Genomic DNA, 20628 nt, shown 5'->3' with positions numbered 1-20628 from the left:
GAGATCTTCCTCCGTGCGCGCCAAGTCCCTCTCCCTCGTTCTCCCCCTGGCCGCGCTGGCCGTGCTGGCGGCAGGCTGCGCCGGCAACGCGGGCGGCCAGCCGCAGGCGGGCGACACCCGGTTCGTCGCGGGTGACGGGAAGATGCAGGTCTTCGAGGCCGCCGAGCGCAAGCCGGCGCCCGCCGTCGAAGGGCCGACTCTCGACGGCGCCACCGCCTCGCTGGCCGCGCACAAGGGCAAGGTCGTGGTGCTCAACTTCTGGGCTTCCTGGTGCGGCCCGTGCCGGGCCGAGGCGCCGGTGCTCAAGGAGGTCGCGGCCAAGACCAAGGCCAGCGGCGTGGAGTTCCTCGGCGTCGACTTCAAGGACCGCCAGGCCGACGCCAAGGCGTTCGAGCGCACCGAGCAGACCGGCTACCCGCACATCTTCGACCAGCCCGGCAAGGTCGCGCTGGCCTTCCAGGGCACGGTGCCGCCCGCGGCCATCCCGTCCACGCTGATCATCGACAAGCAGGGCAGGATCGCGGCCAGGGCGCTGGGCGCCGTCAAGTACACCGACCTGATGAACGCGGTGACCAAGGTGCGCGATGAGTGACGTCGTCGCCTCGGGCTCGCTGCTGCTGGCCGTGCCGATCGCGGTGCTGGCCGGGGTGGTGTCGTTCCTGTCGCCGTGCGTGCTGCCGCTGGTGCCGGGCTACCTGTCGTACGTCACGGGCATGAGCGCCGACCCCAGGCGGGGGCGGCTGGTGCTCGGGGCGTCGTTGTTCGTGGCCGGGTTCGCGCTGGTCTTCGTGCTCAGCGGGGCGCTGTTCGGCGGTCTCGGCTCCGTCCTGCTGGGCAACGCCGACGTCATCACCCGGGTGCTCGGCGTGCTCACCATCGTGCTCGGGCTCGCCTTCCTCGGCGTGCTGCCCGGGCTGATGCGCGACGTGCGCATCCACCGCCTGCCGGCCGCCGGGCTGGCGGGCGCGCCGCTGCTCGGGGTGGTGTTCGGGCTGGGCTGGACACCCTGCATCGGGCCCACGCTGGCCGTGGTGCTGACGCTCGGGCTCAACGAGGGCAGCGCGGGCCGGGGAGCGCTCCTGGCCGTCGCGTACGCCCTGGGCCTCGGCCTGCCCTTCGTGGGCGCTGCGCTGGCCTACAGCAGGGCCCTGCGCACGTTCCGGGCCATCCGCAAGCACTCACGCCTGATCACCAGGATCGGCGGCGGCATGATGGTGGCCGTCGGCGTGCTCCTGGTGACCGGGCTCTGGGGAGAGATGATCGCCGCCATGCAGGGGCTGATCGGCGCGTTCGAGCCGGTGATCTGATGAGCGTTCAGGAGCTGGAGAAGGAGCAGGCGCCCAAGCAGGCCGGGTTCGGCCTGGTGGCCTGGCTGCGCTGGGCATGGCGCACGCTCACCTCGATGAAGACGGCGCTCATCCTGCTGTTCCTGCTGGCGCTGGGCTCGGTGCCCGGATCGCTGGTGCCGCAGCGCAGCGTCGAGCCCGACAAGGTCGCCCGGATCTACGAGCAGAGCCCGGCGCTGGCCGAGTGGTACGACCGCCTCCAGCTCTTCGAGGTGTTCAGCTCGACCTGGTTCGCGGCCGTCTACCTGCTGCTGTTCACCTCGCTGATCGGCTGCATCATCCCGCGCACCGCGACCTTCGTGCGCGAGCTGCGCCGCAAGCCGCCCGCGGCCCCGAAGAACCTGTCCCGCCTGCCCCACTCGGCCTCGTTCGAGAGCGACCTCGGGGTCAGCCAGGCCGCCTGGAAGCTGCGCAGGCTGCGCTTCCGCGTCGTCACCGGCGACGGCTGGGTGTCGGCGGAGAAGGGTTACCTGCGCGAGATCGGCAACCTGTTCTTCCACGTCGCCCTGCTCGGCATCCTGGTGGCGATCGGCGCCGGCTCCCTGTTCGGCTACCGCGGCAACGTCCTGGTCGTCGAGGGCGACGGGTTCGCCAACACCGTGGCCGCCTACGACCGGTTCATGCCGGGCAACCAGGTGTCGGCCGAGTCGCTGCAGCCGTTCTCCTTCACGCTGTCGGAGTTCAAGGTGGCCTACCAGATCGCCGGCGACAAGCGGGGGCAGGCGCTCGACTACTCGGCCCACCTCAAGGTCAGCGACACTCCGGCCTCGCCCGCCCGCGACTACGAGCTCAAGGTCAACGAGCCGCTCGAGGTCGACGGCACGCAGATGTACCTCATCGGCAACGGCTACGCGCCAGTGTTCAAGGTCACCGACGGGAAGGGGCAGGTGGCCTTCGAAGGGCCCGTGCCCTGCCTGATCGAGCAGAAGGCCACGATGACCTCGGGCTGCGTCGTCAAGGTGCCCGACGCCCAGCCGTCGCAGCTCGGGTTCCTGCTGCAGTTCCTGCCCACCAGCGTGCCGCTGACCGACGGCGACCACGCCTCGGCCTTCCCCGGCGAGCTCAACCCCGAGGTGAAGATCCTCGGCGCGTTCTCCGGCGACCTGGGGGTGCGCTCGGGCAGGCCGCAGTCGGTGTACGAGCTGGCCGAGCCCGAGGTGCTGAAGAAGCTCAAGCCCCTGGTCATGGGGTCCAGCGCGCCCAAGCCGCTGGCCGTGGGGCAGTCCATGGAGCTGCCCGACGGGCTGGGCAGGCTCGAGTTCACCGGGGTCAAGGAGTGGATCACGCTCCAGACCTCCTACGACCCTGGGCGCTTCCCCGCCCTGGCGGCCGGCGCCACGGCCGTCGTGGCCATCGCGCTCTCGCTCATGATCCGCCGCCGGCGGGTCTTCGTGCGCGTCTCCGAGGGCCGGGTCGAGGTGGGCGGCCTCACCCGTACCGAGGGCTCCGCGGCGGGCTTCGCCGAGGAGTTCTCCGACATCGTCAAGGTTCTATCAGCAGGAGAAAAGGATGTCCGCTGAGCAACTCGCCGAGCTGAGCGACCTTTTCGTCGTCGCAGCCGTCCTGCTCTACGTCGTCGCCATGGTGTTCTTCGCGATCGACCTCGCGTTCGGCCGGGCCCGCCAGGGCAGGGCACGGGCGGTGCGGCCGGCCGAGGTCAAGCAGCCGGTCACGGTCGGCGCCGCGGGGCCGGAGTCGTCCGGTGAAGGCGCCGACGTGGGGGGCGGCCCCGTGGAGGGCGCGGTGGACGGCGCGGTGGACGGTGCGGCGCCGGGCGCGCCCGCCGCCGCCCAGGCGTCGGGCGGGAGCGCCAAGGCCGGCATGGTCGCGCTCGTGCTCGCCTGGCTGGGCTGGGCCGCCAACCTCGGCGCCATCGTCACCCGCGGCCTGGCCGTGGACCGGTGGCCGTGGGGCAACATGTACGAGTTCGTCGTCGCGATCTGCTTCGCCGCCGTGACCGCGTTCCTCGGCACCCAGCTCCGCCACAACGTGCGCTTCCTGGGCGGGTTCGTCATGGTCACGGCCGCGCTCGGGCTCGGGCTGGCCGTCAAGGTGTTCTACACGGCCGCCGGCCCGGTGGTGCCGGCGCTGAACTCGTACTGGATCGCCATCCACGTCACCGCGGCGATCGTCGCCAGCGGGCTGCTGACGCTGGCCGGCGTCGCCGGCGTGCTCTACCTGGTGCGTCGCGAGGGGGAGTCGCGGTTGCCGTCCCGCGCCGACCTGGAGAAGGTGGCGCACCGGGCGATCGTGTTCGCCTTCCCGCTGTGGACGTTCGCCGTGATCGCGGGCGCGCTCTGGGCGGACCGGGCGTGGGGCCGCTACTGGGGCTGGGACCCCAAGGAGGTGTGGTCGTTCATCACGTGGGTGGCCTACGCGGCCTACCTGCACGCGAAGGTGACGGCGGGCTGGCGGGGGAAGGCCGCGACCATCGTGCAGCTCGTGGCGTTCGGTTGCCTCCTGTTCAACCTGATCGGGGTCAACATCTTCATCGACGGCCTGCACAGCTACGCCGACGTGGACTAGGAGAGGCTAGGAGACGTCGTCGCCGCGCATCCGCCGGTCGAGGTCACGCAGGAAGTCGGGGTCGTCGTCCGGTCCCTTCGGCGCGCCCGGGCCCGGGGGGACGGGCCAGGCCGCGCGCGGTGCGCGCGGGCGGCCGCGCGCCATCCACACGACGCCGCCGAGCAGCGGGATGAGCACGACGATGAGGATCCACAGAGGCTTCGGTACGCTCCGTACCTCGTCTTCGGGTGTGGTGACCACGTCGAACAGTGAGAAGAGCCAGAAGGCCAGCAGCGCCAGGCCGATCAGAACACCTGCCATGTCCCGAACTGTAAGCCATGATTCGGCGTGATCGTGCTGCCCGATGTCCCATTTCGGGTGACTAGCGGAAGATCGGCGTCGTACGGTGGAAGCCGATGCGTCGGTGTCCACGGGGCTCCACGTGGCGTTGAGGGGTGCGATGGCCTTTTCTTCCGACAGGGGACCCAACGACAGAGGACGGCATCGGCGTGGCCGTTGGTGGCGGCGCGGCTCGTACCTCTTCTCGCGTCGCAGCGAGGCCCGCTCCGACGCCGACCGCTCGTTCTGGTCCGACGCGCGCGACAACCGCGGCGATCAGCCGCACCGGGCGGCACGGCCCGGCGAGAGGGGAAGGCCGTCCGGTGCGCAGGACACGAGGATGTGGCCCGCGGGTGACGGACCGGAACGCTCGATGTGGCCCCTCGACGGCCGCCGGGACACCCGCTCCCCGGCCGCGAGCCGGGACGGCTCGGCGGGTCGTGAGCGCGGTCCGGGAACGGTCCGCGACGCCTACAGCGGCCGCGAGCGCGGCCCGGGAACGGTCCGGGACGCCTTCAGCGGCCGCGAGCGCGGTCCGGGAACGGTCCGCGACGCCCACACGGGGCGCGAGCGGGACTTGGGGGCGGGCTGGGACGCGTTCGAGGTGCGGGAGCGTGGCGAGCGCCTTCCCGCCGCCGTCGTGGTCGACCGCCCCCGCTACACCTGGGACGACTTCGAGCTCACCGACGAGCCGCTGCGGGCCCGCCCCCATCGCCCGGACGCGCCCTCGCTGGGCGACGGCCTGCGCCACTGCGGCCGGCTGGAGCCGATCCTGCACCGGCAGTGGGACGCCAGGCAGGGCCGGCCGTCCGCGGACGTGATCAGGGCGGTGGAGAGCCTGGCCAGGCTGCCCGAGCGGCTGAAGGAGCTGCTCGCCTCGGGCCTGGAGGGCATCTACGTCGGCCCGGGCGGCGTGCCGGACCTCGACGACATGGGTTACCTGCGCGGCGCCCCGCTCCCGTCCAGCCGGGCGACCTGGGACATCTGCGCCGGCGCGTACGGCGACCGCAAGATCGTCGTGGGCGACCGCCCCTCGCCCACCCCCGACGTGATGATGCACGAGGTGGGCCACGCCATCGACGACATCGACGCCGCGTACGGCGACTGGGTGTCCGACTCGCCGGAGTTCGTGCGCCTGTACGACACGGCCGTCCCGCTGCTGGCCTCGACGTTCCACCGGCAGGGAGGCGGGCTGGGCCGCAAGGAGTTCTTCGCCGACGCCTTCGCCGCCATCGCCTCGCGCCAGCGCCCGGCCCTGGTGGACATGCTCGGCGGTGACACGCGGATGGCGCTCGACATCATGCTGTTCTTCAACCGGCGCTACGGAATCTAGGTGATCGGCCATGTACGTCATCCGGCTCGCGGACGGGACCTTGCGCGTACCGCAGAGCCTGACCAGCCAGGACGGTCTTCTGATCGGCAACGCCTACGTCGAGGTCCAGCCCGGTGACCCCGACTACGAGCAGTGGCTGCCGGAGTCGCTGACCGAGGAGGAGGCGGAGCTGCGCCGCCGGCGCTGGGAAGAGGAGAACGACGAGCTGGAGCGGGAGTTCCTGGCGTTCAAGGCGAGGCAGGAGGACGCCTGACCGGGCGGCGGCAGGGGGAGTGCGCGGCCCGGTCCGGGCCAACGGACAGGCGCCAGCCACGGTCGGCGGTTGGCGCCGCCCCGTGCCGTTCCCGTACGGAAGTGTGGCCGGGAGGGCACGCGAACAGTGGGTTCCGCCAGCGGTGATCCTGGCGGGGAGGACCGCTGTTCATGCGGCCCGCCGTGCAGGATCACCGACTAGACGGAACGTCAGACGCGCGGGGACTCACCTGCCGGCCTGTCGGCCGTGAGAACGTCCTCGCCTCGGAGAAGGGCGTGGACTTCCGACTCGCGGAAGCGCCGGTGCCCTCCGGGGGTGCGGATACTGCTGATGCGGCCTGCCGCAGCCCAGCGCGTAACCGTCTTTGGGTCTACCCGGAAGAGGGCGGCAACCTCTCCTGGGGTCAGCAGACGCTCGCTGCTACTCTCCACCAATCTCTCCCCCTCGCATCCCGCTTCCTGCCAGCGGGCGGACAGGTAACCAGTGTGTCGAGCGAAGCCTGATTTATCCGTGGTTTTCTACAAAGATCACGGGTTGTTATCAGCTGACTGCCCGATTGTTATATGATAGAGCCTCTTTGGGGCTCTCGTGGGTGTTTCTTTACGAAACTCCCTAACTGGGAACAGTAGCAGTGCTCGCGTCCGATGCGAAGAGCGACCGCTACGCAGGTCCGAGTAACCTCGAACCCGTGCGTCCCGTTCTCGTTTACACCGCGTCGCGGATCGGCCTGTTCGTCGTGACCCTGGGTGTCCTCTGGCTGCTAGGACTGCAAAACCCGTTCTGGCTGATCGTCGCTTCATTTGTGATCAGTGGCATCGCGAGCTACGTCTTGCTGTCCAAGCAGCGCGACACCATGAGTGCGCGTCTCAGCGACAAGATCGACCGGCCCAAGCCACAGAACGACTAGGGCAGGGGGAACATGCCAATCCGGGCATGGTACTCCCGTCCGAGTCTCGTTGTGTCACTACCGACAAGTAGTCCACTGGCGTGCGCGTAAAACGCCTTCACGCCGATGCCGCGCTCCCGCGTGGGATTCCAACTGAGGGCCTTTCCGGTGCTCGGATGAATGGCGCCGATGCCGGGCCGTGACACCGCGCCCGGGCCCGCGGAGTCGCGGCCCTCCGGGTTGTCCAGCCAGCGCTGGTGCCCGCCCACGTACACCGCCGCGCCGGTCACCGCGACGGAGTAGAGCGAGTCGCCGCCGGTGCTGTTCACCCAGGTGGGGCGGATGGCGGAGCCCTTGGCGTAGGTCTCGAACCGGGCTGCCGTGTCGCAGATGCCGCCCTTGGCGCCGCCTGTGGTGACGACCACGAAATAGCGGCCGTCGGGGGAGAAGTCGAGGCCCCTTACATAGGAGGGGAACGCGCTGCTGCACTTGCGCGCGTACGCGTCGGTGCGCCACGGCGCCACCCTGGCGGCCGCCGCGCCGATGTCGATCAGCCCGAGCTGTGGCCGGGAGTGGCCGTCGAGCGTGGTGAACGTGCCGTCCACCGCGAGCCGGTGGCCCGAGACCGCCAGCGCGTAGACCTTCGCCCGCGAGGTCAGCGGCGCGCCGGGCTCGATGTCGAAGCCGGCGTCGGGCGTGCCGGTGTCGGCGTCCAGCCTGGCCAGCGCCGTGCGCGGGCTGGTGAAGTCACCGCCGACGTAGAGGTGCCGGCCCTGCCTGGCCAGCGCGGTCACCATGCCGCCGCCGATGCGCGGCTGGAAGCCCGGAACCAGGGCGCCGTCGGCCAGGTCGAGCCTGGCCAGGCCGCGAGCCCTGCGGTTGTCGACGCCGTGGAACTCCCCGCCCACGTAGACGGTGCCGCGGTCGCCGGCCGCCAGGCCGTAGACGGGGCCGGCCATGCTCGGCGCGAAGCCAGGCAGGACGCGGCCGGTCACCAGGTCGTAGGCGAACAGGTTGTCGCGCGGATGGATCGTGGTGCGGGACGCGTCGCTCACTTCGCTGAACGAGCCGCCGACGACGACGGTGCGGCCGACGACGACGATGGCGTTGACGATGCCGTCGAGCACGTGGGGGGTGCTGTCGATCGGGTCGGCCGACACGACGCGCGCGTGCGGGACGGGGGCCGAGGCGATGATCGCCGCAAGGGCGGCACGGGCAAGCATTCGCCAATATCTAGCAGACGTTCGGTAGTCATGCTGCTACTTTCCGTTGATTGTCCCGGAAGGGTATGACCGCGTACCCGCAGGCGGGCCCCAATAAGGTGGGTGGCATGACGCGCGCTCAGTTGGACAAACAGCCGGACGAGGTCGCCGCGATGTTCGATCGCACCGCCCGGCGCTACGACCTGGTCAATGACGTGATCTCCCTCGGTCAGGTGCGGCTCTGGCGCAAGGCGGTGGCCGCCGCCGTCGACGCGGGGCCCGGGGAGCTCGTGCTCGACCTGGGGGCGGGCACGGGCACGTCCACCGACGCCTTCACCACGCTGGGCGCGCGGGCGATCGCCTCCGACTTCTCGCTCGGCATGCTCGGCACGGGGGTGCGGCGGCACGGCGGCAACGCGCTGTCGGGGCCCGGCGTGCCGTTCGTCGCGGGCGACGCGATGCGGCTGCCTTTCGCCGACGGGGTGTTCGACGCGGTGACGATCTCGGTGGCGCTGCGCAACGTGCACGACACCGCCCAGGCGCTGCGGGAGATGCTGCGGGTGACGAAGCCGGGCGGGCGCCTGGTCGTCCTGGAGTTCTCCCACGTGACGTTCGGGCCGTTCGACCTGGTCTACCGCGAGTACCTGATGCGGATGTTGCCGAAGGTGGCCAAGGTGTTCGGCTCCAACGACGACTCCTACGAGTACCTCGCCGAGTCGATCAGGGACTGGCCGGACCAGCCGACGCTGGCCGCCACCATCCAGGCCGCCGGCTGGGAGCGGGTGGCCTGGCGCAATCTCACGATGGGGATCGTCGCCATGCACAGGGGGTTCAAGCCCGCTTAATCGCCGAAAACTCATTTCCGGCCGGCCGCTTTCCTGCCCGCGGGTCATGCGAAGGTGCGCTTTTCCGGCGGCGGAAATCATCGATTTCCGATCCGCCCAAGCGGCCGCGCTCGCGCGGAAGCGTCTCGAGACCGCATCGCCTCACCGGCCGGGCTCTGAGCGCCCGGGGGCTGCTGCTAGCGTGACGATCATGACTGCGCGGCCTCAGGCGACACGCCGTCCTCATGGATCACAGAACCGCACCCCGACTGCCACTATGTACAGGAAAAGCAGTAGACTGCGGGCCGGTAAGTTTGTGAAGGGGTTCACAAAGGAACGAAGGCGCGACACCCCACGGCCTTCGAGCGTGTAGGGACAGGACAGTCCAGTGACCGTGCCAACAGCCATACCTCAAGCGCAGGAGCTCGCCGCGAGAGAGCGAAGCCAACGAGTGGCGAAGCAGGCGCGACCATGAACACTGATGACGCCGACGTCATCGTCGTCGGCGCCGGTCCCGCCGGTTCCGCAACCGCCTTTTACCTCGCTCAGGCCGGTCTCGACGTGTTGCTCCTGGAGAAGACCAGGTTCCCCCGCGAGAAGGTCTGCGGCGACGGCCTGACCCCCCGTGCGGTCAAGCAGTTGCAGAACATGGGCGTCGACATCGACGCACCCGGCTGGATCAGGAACAAGGGTCTGCGCGTCGTCGGCGGCGGCCTGCGCTTCGAGCTCGACTGGCCGCAGTTGGAGCGGTTCCCCGATTTCGGGCTCGTGCGCACCCGCCAGGACTTCGACCAGATCGTCGCCGCCAACGCGGTCAAGAACGGCGTGCGCCTCATGGAGGGCGTCACCGTCACGGGCCCCGTGCTCGACGACCGCAGCGGCCACATCGTGGGCGTGACCACCAAGGACGGCCGCGAGTTCCGCAGCCGCGTGGTCGTGGCCGCCGACGGCAACAGCACCCGCCTGGCCCTGGGCATGGGCCTGCACAAGCGGGAGGACCGCCCGATGGGCGTGGCCGTGCGGACGTACTTCGAGAGCCCGCGCCACGACGACGACTACCTGGAGACCTGGCTGGAGCTGTGGGACGGCGACACGCTGCTGCCCGGCTACGGCTGGGTGTTCGGCGTCGGCGACGGCACCGCCAACGTGGGTCTCGGCCTGCTCAACACCAGCTCACAGTTCGGCAACATCGACTACCGCGACCTGCTGCGCCGCTGGTGCCGGTCGATGCCGCAGGAGTGGGGCTTCACCGAGGAGAACATGACGGGCCCGATCCGCGGCGCCGCGCTCCCGATGGCCTTCAACAGGCAGCCCCACTACACCCGCGGCCTGCTGCTCGTCGGAGACTCCGGCGGCTCCATCAACCCGTTCAACGGCGAGGGCATCGCCTACGCCATGGAGACGGGCGAGATCGCCGCCGAGGTCATCGCCAAGGCCCTCAAGGACACCACCCCCGCGCAACGCGAACGGATCCTGCGGACCTATCCTCAGACGCTGAAGGACGCCTACGGCGGATATTTCACGCTCGGGAGGTTGTTCGTCGAGGCGATCGGGAAGCCGGGTGTGATGAGCTTCGGCACCAGGCACGGGCTTCCCCACCCGAGGCTGATGCGCTTCGCGCTCAAACTCCTTGGTAATCTCACCGACCGGCGAGGCGATGCGTCCGACATGATCATCAACGCACTCTCAAAGGTCGCGCCATCAGCATGAATCTCGCAATCAACAGATCCGGCTGCGCGCCCGCGCGCGCGGCGACTCCAGAGGAGGCGTAGCGATGGACCTTTACGTGCCCATCCTGGTGCTCGCCGTTCTCGCGGGGGGCTTCGCGATCTTCTCGGTCGCCATCGCTCCCTTCACCGGTCCCAAGCGCTGGAACCGCGCCAAGCTCGACGCCTATGAATGCGGCATCGAGCCCACGCCCCAGCCTGTCGGTGGTGGACGGTTCCCGCTCAAATACATGATCACGGCGATGCTCTTCATCGTCTTCGACATCGAGATCATCTTCCTATACCCGTGGGCCGTCTCGTTCGCTCCGCAGACGGACGACCTCGGCCGCGTGCTCTCCTCGGGCCTTGGCCTGTTCGCGCTCGTCGAGATGCTGCTGTTCATCGTCACCGTGCTCGTCGCCTACGCGTACGTGTGGCGCCGCAAGGGTCTGGACTGGGACTGAAAATGGGACTTGAAGAAAAACTCCCCAGCGGGTTCATCCTCAGCACGGTCGAAGCGGCCGCGGGGTGGGCGCGGAAGAACTCCGTGTGGCCGGCGACGTTCGGCCTCGCGTGTTGCGCCATCGAGCTGATGGCCACCGGTGGCCCCCACTACGACCTGGCGCGCTTCGGTATGGAGCGCGCTTCGGCGTCTCCCCGGCAGGCCGACCTCATGATCGTGGCCGGTCGGGTGTCGCAGAAGATGGCGCCCGTGCTGCGCCAGATCTACGACCAGATGGCCGAGCCCAAGTGGGTCATCTCCATGGGCGTGTGCGCCTCCAGCGGCGGCATGTTCAACAACTACGCCATCGTGCAGGGCGTCGACCACGTCGTCCCCGTCGACATCTACCTGCCGGGCTGCCCGCCGCGGCCCGAGATGCTGATCGACGCGATCGTGAAGCTGCACGACAAGATCCAGAACATGAAGTTCGGCGCGCACCGCGCCAAGCAGATCGAGGAGCTCGAGCTGCAGGCGCTGCGCACGCTGCCACTGATCGACCAGGGGGCCGCGAAGTGACCTCGCCCGACAACCTCCCCGAGGTCCCGGACGCGCAGGTCCCCGAGGTGCCGGCGGCCCAGGAGCCGCCCGTCGCCCGCAGGGGCATGTTCGGCGCCCAGGACAGCGGCGACACCTCCGGCTACGGCGGCCTCGTCGTGCGCCGGGCGCCGCAGATCTCGACGCCGCGCCCGTACGGGGGCTACTTCGACGAGATCGTCGACAGCCTGGCGATGGACGAGGCCATCGAGCGCGTGGTCGTCGACCGCGGCGAGCTGACCCTGCACGTCAGGCGCGAGCGCCTGGTCGAGGTCTGCCAGAAGCTGCGCGACGACCCCGCCCTGCGCTTCGAGCTGTCGACCGGCGTGTCCGGCGTGCACTACCCGCACCTGGCGGGCGAGGAGCTGCACGTGGTGATCCACCTGGTCTCGATCACCCACAACCGGCGGGTGCGCGTCGAGGCGAGCGCGCCCGACTCCGACCCGCACATTCCATCCACGGTCAGCGTTTACCCTGGTCACGACTGGCACGAGCGCGAGACGTACGACTTCTTCGGGATCATCTTCGACGGTCATCCCGCGCTCACCCGGATCATGATGCCGGACGACTGGGACGGTCACCCGCAGCGGAAGGACTACCCGCTGGGCGGCATCCCGGTCGAGTACCGCGGCGCCACGATCCCCTCGCCTGACCAGAGAAGGAGCTACTCATGAGCACCGCTTATGACGAGGCGACCGAGGGCAAGGTCTATTCGGTCAACGGCGCTGACTGGGACCAGGTCGTCACCGGTGTGCGCGACTCCGAGGAGGAGCGCCTGGTCGTCAACATGGGCCCGCAGCACCCGTCCACGCACGGCGTGCTCCGGCTGGTGCTGACGCTCGACGGCGAGACGGTGACCGAGGCGCGCGGCGTCATCGGCTACCTGCACACCGGCATCGAGAAGAACATGGAGTACCGGACGTGGACCCAGGGGACCACGTTCGTGACCCGCATGGACTACCTCTCGCCGATCTTCAACGAGACCGCGTACTGCCTCGGCGTGGAGAAGCTGCTCGGCATCACCGACCGCGTGCCCGAGCGGGCGCAGGCCATCCGCGTGATGATGATGGAGCTCAACCGCATCGCCTCGCACCTGGTGGCGATGGGCACGTTCGGCATGGAGCTGGGCGCGACCACGCCGTTCCTGTTCGGGTACCGCGATCGTGAAATGATCATGGACCTGTTCGAGTACATCACCGGCCTGCGCATGAACCACGCCTACATCCGCCCCGGCGGCGTGAGCGTGGACCTGCCCGCCGGCGCGGTGGACAAGGTCGGCGAGTTCCTCAAGGAGATGCCCAAGCGGATCAAGGACATCCGCAAGCTCCTCGACGAGAACCCCGTCTACGTGCGCCGCACCAGGGACGTGGCCTACCTCGACCTGACCGGCTGCATGGCGCTCGGCGTCACCGGGCCGATCCTGCGCGCCGCCGGCCTCCCGTGGGACCTGCGCAAGTCGCAGCCCTACTGCGGTTACGAGACCTACGAGTTCGACGTCGCCACCGAGCGCGGCTGCGACGTGTACTCGCGCTACCTCGTCCGCATGAGGGAGATGGAGGAGTCCCTCAAGATCATCGAGCAGGCGCTGGACCGCATCGCCGGTCCGCTCAAGGGCGACCCGGTCATGATCGAGGACAAGAAGATCGGCTGGCCCGCGCAGCTCGCGCTGGGGCCCGACGGGTTCGGCAACTCGCCCGACCACATCGCGCACATCATGGGCAGCTCCATGGAGGCCCTCATCCACCACTTCAAGCTGGTGACCGAGGGCTTCAGGGTGCCGGCCGGGCAGGCGTACGCCAGCATCGAGTCGCCCAAGGGCGAGCTCGGCGCCCACGTGGTCAGCGACGGCGGCACGAGGCCGTACCGCGTGCACTTCCGCGAGCCGTCCTTCTGCAACCTGCAGAGCTTCCCCGCGATGGCGGAGGGCGGCCAGATCGCCGACGTGATCGCCGCGGTGGCTTCTATCGACCCCGTCATGGGAGGTGTGGACCGGTGACTTACTCACCGGAGATCCGTGAGCGTCTGGAGCGGGACGCCAAGGAGATCATCGGGCGCTACCCGAAGACGCGCTCCGCCCTGCTGCCGCTGCTCCACCTCGTGCAGTCCGAGGACGGCTACGTCTCCGACGACGGGCAGGAGTTCTGTGCGGAGATGCTCGGCGTCAGCAAGGCCGAGGTCACCGGCGTGGCGACCTTCTACACCATGTACAAGCGCAAGCCCGCCGGCGAGTACCACGTCGGCGTGTGCATCAACGCGCTGTGCGCGGTCATGGGCGGCGACCAGATCTGGGAGGAGCTCTCGGAGCACGTCGGCGTCGGTCACGAAGAGGCGACCGCCGACGGCAAGGTCTCGCTGGAGCGCCTGGAGTGCAACGCGGCCTGCGACTTCGCGCCGGTCATGATGGTCAACTGGGAGTTCTTCGACAACCAGACCCCCGAGTCGGCCAAGCAGCTCGTCGACGACCTGCGCGACGGCAAGGACGTGGCGCCCACGCGCGGCCCCAAGAAGCTGTGCACCTTCAAGCAGGCCTCGCGCGTGCTCTCCGGCCTGCCCGACGAGCTCGCGGGCGAGGGCCCGTCGGCCGCCGGCCCCTCGCTGGAGGGCCTGAAGGTCGCCAAGGCCAAGGGATGGAAGGCACCGGAGGCATGAGCACCACTTTGACACCGGTCCTGACCGCGAACTGGGACCAGCCCAACTCCTTCACCCTCGACTCCTACGGTGAGTACGAGGCGGCGAAGAAGGCCCTGGGCATGGACCCCGACGCGGTCATCCAGGCCGTCAAGGACTCCGGCCTGCGCGGCCGCGGCGGCGCGGGCTTCCCCACCGGCATGAAGTGGGGCTTCATCCCGCAGGGCGACGGCAAGCCGCACTACCTCGTCGTCAACGCCGACGAGTCGGAGCCGGGCACCTGCAAGGACATCCCGCTGATGATGGCCAACCCGCACTCGCTGGTCGAGGGCATCATCATCACCTCGTACGCGATCCGGGCCAACCACGCCTTCATCTACGTGCGCGGCGAGGTGCTGCACGTCATCCGGCGGCTGCACGCGGCCGTGCGCGAGGCGTACGAGAAGGGCTACCTCGGCACCGACATCTTCGGCTCCGGCTACGACCTGGAGCTCGTCGTGCACAGCGGCGCGGGCGCGTACATCTGCGGCGAGGAGACGGCGCTGCTGGACTCGCTCGAAGGCTTCAGAGGTCAACCGCGGCTCAAGCCCCCGTTCCCGGCCGTGGCGGGCCTGTACGCCTCGCCTACTGTCGTGAACAACGTCGAGTCGATCGCGTCTGTTCCCTCGATCATCGCCAACGGCGCCGAGTGGTTCGCCGGGATGGGCACCGAGAAGTCCAAGGGCTTCGGCATCTTCTCCCTCAGCGGCCACGTCACCAGGCCCGGCCAGTACGAGGCCCCGCTCGGCATCACGTTGCGCGAGCTGCTCGACATGGCCGGCGGCATCCGCGAGGGGCACCAGCTCAAGTTCTGGACCCCGGGCGGCTCCTCCACGCCGATCTTCACCGACGAGCACCTCGACGTGCCGCTCGACTTCGAGGCGGTCGGCGCCAAGGGCTCCATGCTCGGCACCCGCGCGCTGCAGATCTTCGACGAGACCACCTGCGTGGTCCGCACGGTGCTGCGCTGGACCGAGTTCTACGCCCACGAGTCCTGCGGCAAGTGCACGCCCTGCCGCGAGGGCACGTACTGGCTCAAGCAGGTGCTCAAGCGCCTGGACAAGGGCCAGGGCACCGAGGAGGACCTGGCCACGATCACCGACATCGCGGACAACATCCTGGGCCGCTCGTTCTGCGCGCTGGGTGACGGCGCGACGAGCCCGATCCACTCCTCGGTGAAGTACTTCCGCGAGGAGTACCTCAAGCACTTCGAGATCGGCGGTTGTCCGTTCGACCCGAAGAAGTCCACTCTCTGGGGTGAGCAGTGACCGTCGTAGAGACAGAAGTGAACCTGGTGACCCTGACCATCGACGGGTTCCAGGTCAGTGTCCCCAAGGGCACGTTGATCATCAGGGCCGCCGAGCTGCTGGGCATCCAGATCCCCAGGTTCTGCGACCACCCGCTGCTCGACCCGGCCGCCAACTGCCGGCAGTGCCTGGTCGACATCCCCGACGCGGGCAACGGCCGCGGCTTCCCCAAGCCGCAGCCGTCGTGCGCGATCGAGGTCGCCGAGGGCATGGTGGTGCAGACCCAGCTCACCTCGCCGGTCGCCGAGAAGGCGCAGCGCGGGGCCATGGAGCTGCTGCTCATGAACCACCCGCTGGACTGCCCGGTCTGCGACAAGGGCGGCGAGTGCCCCCTGCAGAACCAGGCCATGTCCAACGGCCAGGGCGAGTCCCGCTTCCAGGAGCAGAAGCGCACCTTCCCCAAGCCGCTGCCGCTGTCGACGCAGGTCCTGCTCGACCGCGAGCGCTGCGTGCAGTGCGCGCGCTGCATCCGCTTCTCCGACCAGATCGCCGGCGACCCGCTCATCGAGTTCTTCGAGCGCGGGGCCAAGGAGCAGGTTCGCACGGCCGAAGGCAAGCCGTTCAACTCCTACTTCTCCGGCAACACGGTGCAGATCTGCCCGGTCGGCGCGCTCACCGGCGCCGCCTACCGCTTCCGCGCCCGCCCGTTCGACCTGGTGTCCACGCCGAGCTCGTGCGAGCACTGCGCGGGCGGCTGCGCCCTGCGCACCGACCACCGGCGCGGCCGGGTCACCCGCCGCCTGGCGGGCAACGACCCGCAGGTGAACGAGGAGTGGAACTGCGACAAGGGCCGCTGGGCGTTCACCTACGCGCAGCAGCCCGACCGCCTCAAGCAGCCGCTGGTCCGCAACGAGGAGGGCGTGCTCGTGCCCGCCTCGTGGCCGGAGGCGCTGGCGGTGGCCGCCGAGGGCCTGGCCAAGGCCCGCGGCAAGGCCGGCGTGCTGGTCGGCGGCCGTGTCACGGTCGAGGACTCCTACGCCTACGCCAAGTTCGCCAGGCTCGCGCTCGGCACCAACGACGTCGACTTCCGCGCCAGGCCGCACTCCGCCGAGGAGGCGCAGTTCCTGGCCCACGCGGTGGCCGGCAAGGGCATCGAGATCAGCTACACCGACCTCGAGAACGCCCCGCACGTGCTGCTCGTCGGCCTGGAGGCCGAGGAGGAGTCGCCCATCCTGTTCCTGCGCCTGCGCAAGGCGTGGCGCAAGAAGGGCCTCAAGGTCACCTCGATCGCGCCGTTCGCCTCGCCCGGCCTGGTGAAGATGGGCGGCACGCTCGTCCGCACCGCCCCCGGCGCCGAGGCCGATGCGATCGGCGACCTGGTCGGCACGCTGGCCGAGGGCACGATCGTGCTGGCCGGCGAGCGCCTGGCCACCGTGCCGGGCGCGCTGTCGGCCGTCGTCCGCCTCGCCGCCGCCGCAGGCGCCAGGATCGCCTGGATCCCGCGCCGGGCCGGTGAGCGCGGCGCCGTCGAGGCCGGCGCGCTGCCCAACCTGCTGCCGATCGGCCGCCCCGTGGACGACGAGAGCGCCCGGGCCGAGGTCGCCAGGGCGTGGAACGTGGCCTCGCTGCCCGCCACGCCCGGCCGCGACACCTCCGGCATCCTCGCCGCCGCCCGCGACGGCGAGCTGGACGCGCTGGTCGTCGCCGGCGTGGACCCCTACGACCTGCCCGACCCCGCGGCGGCGCTCGAAGCTCTGGAGCACACGCCGTTCATCGTCAGCCTGGAGATCCGCGCCAGCGCCGTCACCGACCGCGCCGACGTGGTCCTGCCCGTCGCGGCGGTGCAGGAGAAGGGCGGCACGTTCGTCAACTGGGAAGGCAGGGGCCGCTCGTTCGAGGCGCCGCTGAAGGTTCCCGGCCTGCAGTCGGACCTCGCCGTCATCGGCAGCCTGGCCGACCGGATGGACGTGCACCTGGGCCTGCCGGACGCCAAGTCCGCCCGGCGCGAGCTGTCCAGCCTCGGCTCCTGGCGCGGCAGCCGCGTCAGCGCGCCGGTCGCCCTGCCCCGCGCCCTGGACATGCCGGAGCACGGTCAGGCGCTGCTGTCCACCTGGCACCTGCTGCTCGACGAGGGCAGGCTGCAGGACGGCGAGCCGTACCTCGCGGGCACCGCCCGCACCGCCGAAGCGCTGGTCTCGGAGAGCACCGCCGCCGAGCTGGGCGTCACGGACGGCGACAAGCTCGTCGTCGGTGAGAACGTCACCCTGCCGGTGCGCGTCGCCGACCTGCCCGACCGCGTGGTCTGGGTGCCGGCGAACTCCGGCGGCTGCTCGGTCACGCGTGACCTGCGCGCGGTGGCCGGCGACATCGTCACCATCGGGAGCGCCTCATGAGTCCCACCCTGGAGAACTTCGGCCACGATCCGCTCTGGATCACCATCATCAAGGCCGTGATGCTGTTCGCCTTCCTGATGCTGGGCATCCTGTTCGGCGTCTGGTTCGAGCGCAAGCTCATCTCGCGGATGCAGCACCGCTACGGCCCCAACCGGGCCGGCAAGTTCGGCCTGCTGCAGTCCGTGGCCGACGGCCTGAAGATGGGCCTGAAGGAGGACATCTTCCCGCGGACCGTGGACAAGGTGCTCTACCTGCTCGCGCCGGTGATCATGGTGGTGCCGGCGTTCCTGGCCTTCTCGATCGTGCCGTTCGGGCCGGTGGTGAACCTGTTCGGGGTGGAGACGCCGCTGCAGCTGGTGGACCTGCCGGTGGCGGTGCTGTTCATGCTGGCCATGGGCGCGGTGTCGGTCTACGGCGTGGTGCTGGCCGGGTGGTCGTCGCGCTCGCCGTACGCGCTGCTGGGCGGGCTGCGCTCGGCGGCCCAGGTGGTCTCCTACGAGATCGCGATGGGCCTGTCGTTCGTGGCGATCTTCCTGTTCGCCGGGACGCTGTCCACCTCCGAGATCGTCAAGGCGCAGGAGCAGACCTGGTTCGCGGTGCTGCTGATCCCGTCCTTCCTGGTCTACGTGGTGTGCATGTTCGGTGAGGCCGCGCGCATCCCGTTCGACCTGCCGGAGGGTGAGGGCGAGCTGGTCGGCGGGTTCCAGACGGAGTACTCCTCGTCGCTGAAGTTCGCGCTCATCATGATGGGCGAGTACCTGCACACCTTCACCGCCTCGGGCATCGCGGTCACCCTGTTCCTGGGTGGCTGGCGGGCTCCGTTCCCGATCTCGTTGTGGGAGGGTGCCAACCAGGGCTGGTGGCCGGTGCTGTGGTTCTTCATCAAGTTCGTGCTGACGTTCTGCTTCATCGTGTGGGTGCGCGCGTCGCTGCCGCGGGTGCGCTACGACCAGCTGATGTCGCTGGGCTGGAAGGTGCTGATCCCGGTCAACCTGGCCTGGATCCTGCTGGTGGCCGCGGTGCGCAACGTCGTGGTCAACCCGGAGAACCGGACGATCGGCATCGGGCTGGGCGTGGTCATCGTGATCGCCGCGCTGGCCGTCTGGATGCGGTTCGACACCGTGAACCAGCGGCGCAAGGAGGCCAGGAAGGCACAGGTGGACGCCGAGTTCGCGCAACTGTCCGAGGAGCCGGCGGCCGGTGGCTTCCCTGTGCCGCCGCTCGACCTGCCGCACTACCACGGGGTGCAGCACAAGGAGATTCCCAGTGGGACTAACTGATTGGCTGAACCCCGTCAAGGGCTTCGGGGTCACCTTCCACACGATGTTCAAGAAGCCCGTCACGACGAACTACCCGGAGGAGAAGAAGCCCACGGCTCCTCGCTTCCACGGGCGTCACCAGCTCAACCGCTGGCCCGACGGGCTGGAGAAGTGCGTCGGGTGCGAGCTGTGCGCCTGGGCGTGTCCGGCCGACGCGATCTACGTCGAGGGCGCGGACAACACCGAGGAGGAGCGCTTCTCGCCGGGCGAGCGTTACGGGCGCACGTACCAGATCAACTATCTGCGGTGCATCCTGTGCGGCCTGTGCATCGAGGCCTGCCCGACCCGCGCGCTCACCATGACCAACGAGTACGAGCTCGCCGACAGCAACCGCGAGAGCCTCATCTACACCAAGGAGATGCTGCTCGCGCCGCTGACCCAGGGCATGGAGCAGCCGCCGCACCCCATGCGGCTCGGTGAGACCGAAGAGGACTACTACCGGCTGGGGCGGACCAATGGGTGAGACCATCACTTTCTGGGTGCTGGCCGTCGTCTCCGTCGGCGCCGCGCTCGGCATGGTCTTCAACCGCAAGGCCGTGTACTCCGCGCTGATGCTCGGCACCGTGATGCTCTGCCTGGCCGTCCTGTACGCGGTGCAGGACGCGCCCTTCCTGGCCGCGGTGCAGATCATCGTCTACACCGGCGCGATCATGATGCTGTTCCTGTTCGTGCTCATGCTCGTCGGCGTCGACTCCTCCGACTCCTTCGTCGAGACGCTCAAGGGGCAGCGCTTCTGGGCGGTCCTGGCGGGCCTCGGCTTCCTGGCGCTGATCGTGCTGGCCGTCGGCAACGCGGTCTTCGCACCGCAGGCCGGCCTGGCGCAGGCCACCGGGCAGGGCGGCTACATCCGCTCGATCGCGCTGCTGCTGTTCACCAAGTACGTGTTCGCGTTCGAGATCACCTCGGCACTGCTGATCACCGCCGCGCTGGCCGCGATGGTGCTCGCGCACCGCGAGAAGCTCACCGAGAAGGTCACGCAGAAGGACCTGTCCCGCGCCCGGTTCCTCGGCGACCACCCCTCGCCGCTGCCCGGCCCCGGCACCTATGCCAGGAGCAACGCCATCGACATGCCGGCGCTGCTGCCCGACGGGTCGGTCGCCGAGTCCTCGGTCAACAGGTACATCGCGCGCTACGACGTCGAGCACGACCACCTGCCCGAGGACCCCAAGCTCGCCGACGCGATCAAGCACACGGCCGAGATCGACGAGGCGCCGACCGAGGCGGAGAAGGAAGCCGAGACCAATGAGGTGACCAAGTGACGACGCACTACCTCGTCCTGTCCGGCATTCTCTTCGCCATCGGCGCCATGGGCGTGCTGATCAGGCGTAACGCGATCGTGGTGTTCATGTGCGTGGAGCTCATGCTCAACGCCTGCAACCTCGCCTTCGTCACCTTCTCCAGGCAGGTCGGCAACCTGGAGGGCCAGATCATCGCGTTCTTCGTGATGGTGGTGGCCGCGGCCGAGGTCGTGGTCGGCCTGGCCATCATCGTGACGATCTTCCGAACCCGCAGGTCCGCGTCGGTCGACGACGCGAACCTGCTGAAGTACTAAGAGGTGACTGGTGGAATCTC

General features: G+C 69.5%; 23 protein-coding genes. 20 read left to right on the top strand and 3 right to left on the bottom strand.

Translation table 11 applies throughout. From position 1 onward, the window contains the following. The first annotated feature begins 13 nt into the window (after positions 1-13). The 4 genes from HD597_RS48500 to ccsA are packed head-to-tail and all read left to right on the top strand — an operon-like array spanning position 14 to position 3872. Positions 14-592, top strand: coding sequence for a TlpA family protein disulfide reductase (locus HD597_RS48500; RefSeq protein ID WP_253753769.1), 579 nt, complete (start codon positions 14-16; stop codon positions 590-592). Next, positions 585-1307 (top strand): cytochrome c biogenesis CcdA family protein, encoded by a 723-nt coding sequence (locus HD597_RS48495; protein WP_185110867.1) that lies wholly within the window; start codon positions 585-587, stop codon positions 1305-1307. The genes HD597_RS48500 and HD597_RS48495 overlap by 8 nt, the downstream gene beginning before the upstream one ends. Further along, complete coding sequence (gene resB / locus HD597_RS48490) at positions 1307-2866, top strand: cytochrome c biogenesis protein ResB (protein WP_253753767.1); 1560 nt, start codon at positions 1307-1309, stop codon at positions 2864-2866. Before HD597_RS48495 ends, resB begins: the two co-directional genes overlap by 1 nt. Beyond that, on the top strand, positions 2856-3872 hold the full coding sequence (ccsA, locus tag HD597_RS48485; RefSeq protein WP_253753765.1) for a cytochrome c biogenesis protein CcsA: 1017 nt from the start codon (positions 2856-2858) through the stop codon (positions 3870-3872). The genes resB and ccsA overlap by 11 nt, the downstream gene beginning before the upstream one ends. Before the next feature lie 6 nt (positions 3873-3878). Here ccsA and HD597_RS48480 read toward each other — a convergent pair whose 3' ends face one another. Continuing rightward, positions 3879-4172: a PLD nuclease N-terminal domain-containing protein gene (locus HD597_RS48480; RefSeq protein WP_253753756.1), complete on the bottom strand. Its 294-nt coding sequence runs from the start codon at positions 4170-4172 to the stop codon at positions 3879-3881. A gap of 391 nt (positions 4173-4563) precedes the next feature. On the opposite strand from HD597_RS48480, the gene HD597_RS48475 reads away from it, so the two are divergent. Next, on the top strand, positions 4564-5523 hold the full coding sequence (locus HD597_RS48475) for a hypothetical protein (protein WP_253753754.1): 960 nt from the start codon (positions 4564-4566) through the stop codon (positions 5521-5523). A gap of 10 nt (positions 5524-5533) precedes the next feature. Further along, complete coding sequence (locus tag HD597_RS48470; RefSeq protein ID WP_253753752.1) at positions 5534-5776, top strand: hypothetical protein; 243 nt, start codon at positions 5534-5536, stop codon at positions 5774-5776. Positions 5777-5985: 209 nt separating this feature from the next. Here the strand turns inward: HD597_RS48470 and HD597_RS48465 are convergent, their stop codons facing one another. Then, positions 5986-6207, bottom strand: coding sequence for a BldC family transcriptional regulator (locus HD597_RS48465; RefSeq protein WP_026214226.1), 222 nt, complete (start codon positions 6205-6207; stop codon positions 5986-5988). A 257-nt stretch (positions 6208-6464) separates the two neighbouring features. On the opposite strand from HD597_RS48465, the gene HD597_RS48460 reads away from it, so the two are divergent. Beyond that, complete coding sequence (locus HD597_RS48460; protein ID WP_253753750.1) at positions 6465-6683, top strand: DUF4229 domain-containing protein; 219 nt, start codon at positions 6465-6467, stop codon at positions 6681-6683. Here the strand turns inward: HD597_RS48460 and HD597_RS48455 are convergent. Beyond that, positions 6680-7885, bottom strand: a complete 1206-nt coding sequence (locus HD597_RS48455; RefSeq protein WP_253753748.1) for an NHL repeat-containing protein — start codon at positions 7883-7885, stop codon at positions 6680-6682. The genes HD597_RS48460 and HD597_RS48455 overlap by 4 nt on opposite strands. 107 nt (positions 7886-7992) lie before the next feature. Between HD597_RS48455 and HD597_RS48450 the strand changes: the two genes are divergently transcribed. The 13 genes from HD597_RS48450 (at position 7993) to nuoK (ending at position 20608) form a co-directional block, all read left to right on the top strand. Beyond that, entirely contained in the window at positions 7993-8709 is a 717-nt protein-coding gene (locus HD597_RS48450) for a demethylmenaquinone methyltransferase (RefSeq protein WP_253753746.1), read from the top strand. 450 nt (positions 8710-9159) lie between these two features. Further along, positions 9160-10398: a geranylgeranyl reductase family protein gene (locus tag HD597_RS48445; protein ID WP_253753744.1), complete on the top strand. Its 1239-nt coding sequence runs from the start codon at positions 9160-9162 to the stop codon at positions 10396-10398. Positions 10399-10462: 64 nt separating this feature from the next. Beyond that, a complete protein-coding gene (locus tag HD597_RS48440) occupies positions 10463-10858 on the top strand; it encodes an NADH-quinone oxidoreductase subunit A (RefSeq protein ID WP_080043646.1) in 396 nt (131 codons plus the stop codon). A gap of 2 nt (positions 10859-10860) precedes the next feature. Then, the gene (locus HD597_RS48435; protein WP_132608802.1) at positions 10861-11412 is read left to right on the top strand and encodes a NuoB/complex I 20 kDa subunit family protein; all 552 of its coding nucleotides are present in this window, start codon (positions 10861-10863) and stop codon (positions 11410-11412) included. After that, positions 11409-12104, top strand: a complete 696-nt coding sequence (locus tag HD597_RS48430; RefSeq protein WP_372513572.1) for an NADH-quinone oxidoreductase subunit C — start codon at positions 11409-11411, stop codon at positions 12102-12104. The genes HD597_RS48435 and HD597_RS48430 overlap by 4 nt, the downstream gene beginning before the upstream one ends. After that, positions 12101-13426 carry an NADH-quinone oxidoreductase subunit D gene (locus tag HD597_RS48425; RefSeq protein WP_253753742.1) on the top strand — a complete coding sequence of 442 codons (1326 nt, stop codon included), beginning with the start codon at positions 12101-12103 and terminating at the stop codon, positions 13424-13426. Before HD597_RS48430 ends, HD597_RS48425 begins: the two co-directional genes overlap by 4 nt. Continuing rightward, a complete protein-coding gene (gene nuoE / locus HD597_RS48420) occupies positions 13423-14079 on the top strand; it encodes an NADH-quinone oxidoreductase subunit NuoE (RefSeq protein WP_253753740.1) in 657 nt (218 codons plus the stop codon). Before HD597_RS48425 ends, nuoE begins: the two co-directional genes overlap by 4 nt. Beyond that, a complete protein-coding gene (nuoF, locus tag HD597_RS48415) occupies positions 14076-15365 on the top strand; it encodes an NADH-quinone oxidoreductase subunit NuoF (protein WP_253753738.1) in 1290 nt (429 codons plus the stop codon). The genes nuoE and nuoF overlap by 4 nt, the downstream gene beginning before the upstream one ends. 17 nt (positions 15366-15382) lie before the next feature. Beyond that, the gene (locus HD597_RS48410; RefSeq protein ID WP_253753736.1) at positions 15383-17737 is read left to right on the top strand and encodes an NADH-quinone oxidoreductase subunit G; all 2355 of its coding nucleotides are present in this window, start codon (positions 15383-15385) and stop codon (positions 17735-17737) included. Further along, positions 17734-19017, top strand: a complete 1284-nt coding sequence (nuoH, locus tag HD597_RS48405; RefSeq protein WP_253753734.1) for an NADH-quinone oxidoreductase subunit NuoH — start codon at positions 17734-17736, stop codon at positions 19015-19017. Before HD597_RS48410 ends, nuoH begins: the two co-directional genes overlap by 4 nt. Further along, on the top strand, positions 19004-19519 hold the full coding sequence (gene nuoI / locus HD597_RS48400) for an NADH-quinone oxidoreductase subunit NuoI (protein ID WP_308210849.1): 516 nt from the start codon (positions 19004-19006) through the stop codon (positions 19517-19519). Before nuoH ends, nuoI begins: the two co-directional genes overlap by 14 nt. Further along, entirely contained in the window at positions 19512-20315 is an 804-nt protein-coding gene (locus HD597_RS48395; RefSeq protein WP_253753732.1) for an NADH-quinone oxidoreductase subunit J, read from the top strand. The genes nuoI and HD597_RS48395 overlap by 8 nt, the downstream gene beginning before the upstream one ends. Continuing rightward, on the top strand, positions 20312-20608 hold the full coding sequence (gene nuoK / locus HD597_RS48390) for an NADH-quinone oxidoreductase subunit NuoK (protein WP_148433096.1): 297 nt from the start codon (positions 20312-20314) through the stop codon (positions 20606-20608). The genes HD597_RS48395 and nuoK overlap by 4 nt, the downstream gene beginning before the upstream one ends. The last annotated feature ends 20 nt before the right edge of the window (positions 20609-20628 follow it).

The sequence above is a fragment of the Nonomuraea thailandensis genome (assembly GCF_024172165.1).
Taxonomy (GTDB): Bacteria; Actinomycetota; Actinomycetes; order Streptosporangiales; family Streptosporangiaceae; genus Nonomuraea; species Nonomuraea thailandensis.
This window is presented reverse-complemented; position numbering and strand designations above follow the sequence as displayed.